The following is a 3,919-nucleotide window of genomic DNA, read 5'->3' on the forward strand; positions in this document are numbered from 1 at the left end:
CATGGTGTTCCAGCACTTCAACCTCTGGGACCACATGACAGCCCTGGAGAATGTCACCGAAGCCCTTGTCAGTGTGCACGGCGTCCCCAAAAAAGAGGCCGATGCCCGGGGCATGGTGCTTCTGGAAAAAGTCGGGCTCATGTCCCGGGCCGCCGCCTATCCTGGAGAACTCTCCGGCGGGGAGTGCCAGCGCGTGGCCATTTCCCGGGCTTTGGCCATAGAACCCCAGGTTCTGCTCTTTGACGAGGCCACATCGGCCCTTGACCCTGAGCTTGTGGTGGACGTCCTGGCGGTCATCCGGGATCTGGCCGCAGAGGGACGGACCATGCTCATTGTCACCCACGAGATTTCATTTGCCCGGGCAGTGTCCGACCGTGTGCTGTTTATCCATCAGGGCAGAATTGAGGAGCAGGGAACGCCGGAAAAGGTGATCGGAAATCCCGATTCCCCCCGCTGCAAAGCCTTTTTGTCCAAGTATCTTACCCGGCAAAACCTGTGCAGGAACAAGACAACCATTAAAACTTGATAATCGCGTAAAAAACAATTGAAGGATACAATGTATGAAGAAGTTTAAACAATATATCGTGTGGGCCGTGACCGCCCTTGTTTTATCCGCAGGGGCGGCCATGGCGGCGGACAGACCCGTCAAGGTGGCCATCGAAGGCAACTTTCCACCCTTCAACTATGTGGATACCAAAGGAACGCCCTTGGGATTCGAGGTCGATCTGGTCAAAGAGATCTGCCGACGCATCGGCCGGTCATGTGAATTCACCGTCGTGGACTGGGACGGAATTATTCCGGCACTTTTAGCCCGCAAAATCGATGTAGTTGCTGCAAGCATGTCCATAACCGAGGAACGCAAGCGTGCTGTGGCTTTTACCCATAAATACTATGCCGAAACCGGCAACTTTGCGGTCGTGAAAGGCTCGGAAATCAAAATTTCTCCGGACGGTCTTAGGGAAAAACGGGTCGGGGTCCAGCGGGCCACCATATGGGGTAATTATGTAAAAAATGTCTTCCCGGATGCGACCATCGTCTATTATGACAACGTTGATCTGGGTTGTCTGGATCTCATCGCCCGCAGAATTGATGCCATGCTTGGTCAGTCCCTTTACATGAACGATTGGCTCAAAAAACCCAATGCCAAAGACCTTGTGATTGCAGGGGCCCCGGTTAATGACAGCAGGTATATCGGCGAGGGGATCGGATTTGCCATGCGAAAGTCTGATACGGAATTACAGACCCGCTTCAACAAAGCCCTTGATGCCATGCTGGCCGACGGCACCTACCAGAAGCTGGCCGACCGGTATTTTGATTTCGATATCTACGGCAGCAAAGAATAACCGGACAAACCATGCTCCACGGATATGGCCTTTTCCTTTTACAGGGTGCCTGGGTAACGGTTAAGCTGGCAGCCTGGGCCACCGGGATCGGACTGGTACTGGGTCTGGCAGGCGTTGCGGCCCTACGTTCAGGGTTCCGGCCGCTGGTGCTGGCTGCAGAAGGGATCACAATTGTTGTTCGCGGAATTCCGGAGCTGCTCTTCGTTCTGGGAACCTACCTGATCAGCGGCCTGCTCATCAACAATGCAGCAGCCGCTCTCGAGTATGACGAATATATCGAAATCAGCGCCGTTACCTACGGAATCATTACGTTGGGTATCATTTTCGGCGCCTATGCCACAGAAGTATTCCGGGGCGCGGCCCAGGCACTGGACCCGGGGCAGATGGAAGCCGCTGCAGCGTTCGGCATGGGCCGCCTGGCAACCTTCCGACGGGTGATATTTCCTCAAATGTGGCGGATTGCCCTGCCGGGCATCGGCAATCTGTTCATGGTTTTGCTCAAAAACACCGCACTCTTGTCCGTGATCGGGGTCAATGAGTTGATGCGAAATGCAGCATCGGCCGTTGGTTTCACCAAAGAGCCCTTCACCTTCTACCTGGCTGCCGCCGTGGTTTATCTTGGAATGACCGCCGTGGGCACCCTGATCCTTGATTATCTGGAACAGCGGGCCAGCCGCGGATACAGAAAGAGCGTCTGACCATGGATTGGAACCTGATTTTATACGCCCTGCCCCAATTGGTTCATGCCGCAGGGCTCAGTCTTTTACTCATCGCACTGGGCCTCAGCATAGGAACAGTATTTGCTATTTTCGTGGCTTTGTGCAGGGGCTCCAGATATCCGCTGCTCAGCCGGACGGCACAGGCATATATCTTTGTTGTCCGCGGAACGCCCCTGCTGGTCCAAATTTTCCTTATTTATTACGGACTGTCCCAGTTTCAATGGGTACGCGACTCTTTTTTCTGGCCTGTGCTGAAAAATCCCCTCTGGTGCGTTACCATTGCCTTTGTCATTAACGGCGGCGGCTACATCGGCGAGGTGTTCAGAGGGGCCATCCAGGCCGTGCCTTCCGGGCAGATTGATGCGGGACGTGCCATGGGCATGTCACGGGCCATTCTTTTCCGCCGCATTACGCTTCCCCAGGCGATTCGCATCGGCCTGCCCGCCTACGGCAACGAAGTCGTATACACCATTAAGGACAGTGCCCTTGCCAGCACCGTTACCTTAATGGAAATCACCGGCACGGCCAGAAATCTGGTGGCAAAAACATACAAACCGGTTGAAATTTTTCTGGTCGCCGCATGCATCTACCTATGCCTGATCTTTTTTGCGATATGTATCGAAAAATATTTGGAGATGAAATCGTAACCATATTTGGGAGGTCTGATTGATGAGCACTGTTTGGGTTAAAAGAAATAAAAACAGAACGAAGCTGAAAGATGATGTGACCTTACTCCTTGAAAAGGCAGCGGCATGGGACTGGCTTGGCCAAAAAGATGCCCCTGTGCTTTTAAAACCCAATCTGGTAGTCAATAAACCGGCATCGGCAGGCGCGACAACGACGCCGGACATTGCCGAAGGGCTTATTGAATGGCTTGCCGATCATAATTATTTAAACATCATCATAGCAGAGGGCTCAGGGGTAGGCTTTTCCACGACCAAAGCGTTTGATGTATGCGGCTATACATCACTTGCGCAAAAATTCAATATTCCCCTGATTGATCTGCAAAAAGAAGATTCGGTCATCAGAAAAACACCCATGGGAGAAATTAAAATATGTACAACCATTGCAGGCATTGAAGCAGATGGCGGAAGTCTTATTAACCTTCCTTTGGTGAAGGGACATGGTCAAACGCGAATGACCTGTGCCCTGAAAAACCTGAAAGGATGTATTCCAAACACAGAAAAAAGACGCTATCACACTCTTGGTATTCACAAACCTATTGCCTATCTCAACACCTGTATAAAACCGGCGTTTGCCCTTGCCGACGGTTTAAATCCGGATCCTTACTGGGAAGAAGGAGGTAAACCGCAAAAACTGGATCTTCTGCTCCTTGCCAAAGATCCGGTTGCCATGGACAGCTATGCTTGCCGTCTTTTGGGTTTTTCCGATGAAGAGGTTGAATATCTCTGCTTGGCAGACAAACTCGGCATCGGTAACGGCCATACGTCTGACAGCGACATTGAAAATCTCGATAATACAACCATAGAAAACATTTTCAGCAGACATGACCAAGAAGAGATAAAACAGTGGATTAACTCAATTGTGGACCAGAGAGCCGCTTGCTCCTCCTGCTTTGGAAATCTTTCATCTGCGCTAAGAAATATCCGGGAAAACAATCCGAATTTAAAAACACAGATTTTCCCCTCTCTTTGTATTGGCCAGGCGTTCAAAGGCAGGCACCTCTCTTCAAACCAGAGAGGTATCGGAGTTTGCACCGTTTTAAAAGGTAATATAGTGTTCCAGAAAAATAAATTGGACTCTCTTGGAAGATGATTTATTATGTATTTTCAGGCAATAACGAATGCATAATAATCAGCTTTCAAGGAGACACTTATGCTATATTTTCGGTTAAAT

At 50.7% G+C, this 3,919-nt stretch carries 5 protein-coding genes; all 5 read left to right on the plus strand.

Annotated features, from left to right (window positions below; all coding sequences use genetic code 11):
- On the plus strand, positions 1–526 hold a 526-nt coding region (locus tag AB7U36_RS20095), incomplete at its 5' end, for an amino acid ABC transporter ATP-binding protein (RefSeq protein ID WP_428161411.1).
- A gap of 34 nt (positions 527–560) precedes the next feature.
- Positions 561–1,343: a transporter substrate-binding domain-containing protein gene (locus AB7U36_RS20100; protein WP_428161412.1), complete on the plus strand. Its 783-nt coding sequence runs from the start codon at positions 561–563 to the stop codon at positions 1,341–1,343.
- Between the two features lie 11 nt (positions 1,344–1,354).
- Positions 1,355–2,041 (plus strand): ABC transporter permease, encoded by a 687-nt coding sequence (locus AB7U36_RS20105; RefSeq protein ID WP_428161413.1) that lies wholly within the window; start codon positions 1,355–1,357, stop codon positions 2,039–2,041.
- 2 nt (positions 2,042–2,043) lie between these two features.
- The gene (locus tag AB7U36_RS20110; RefSeq protein ID WP_428161414.1) at positions 2,044–2,709 is read left to right on the plus strand and encodes an ABC transporter permease; all 666 of its coding nucleotides are present in this window, start codon (positions 2,044–2,046) and stop codon (positions 2,707–2,709) included.
- A 22-nt stretch (positions 2,710–2,731) separates the two neighbouring features.
- Positions 2,732–3,838 (plus strand): DUF362 domain-containing protein, encoded by a 1,107-nt coding sequence (locus AB7U36_RS20115; RefSeq protein ID WP_428161415.1) that lies wholly within the window; start codon positions 2,732–2,734, stop codon positions 3,836–3,838.
- The last annotated feature ends 81 nt before the right edge of the window (positions 3,839–3,919 follow it).

This window comes from Desulfobacter sp., assembly GCF_050177295.1.

Coding starts and splice junctions, on each gene's coding strand:
- AB7U36_RS20105 (WP_428161413.1), top strand. CDS start 1,355: ATGCTCCACGGATATGGCCTTTTCCTTTTACAGGGTGCCTGGGTAACG.
- AB7U36_RS20115 (WP_428161415.1), top strand. CDS start 2,732: ATGAGCACTGTTTGGGTTAAAAGAAATAAAAACAGAACGAAGCTGAAA.
- AB7U36_RS20110 (WP_428161414.1), top strand. CDS start 2,044: ATGGATTGGAACCTGATTTTATACGCCCTGCCCCAATTGGTTCATGCC.
- AB7U36_RS20100 (WP_428161412.1), top strand. CDS start 561: ATGAAGAAGTTTAAACAATATATCGTGTGGGCCGTGACCGCCCTTGTT.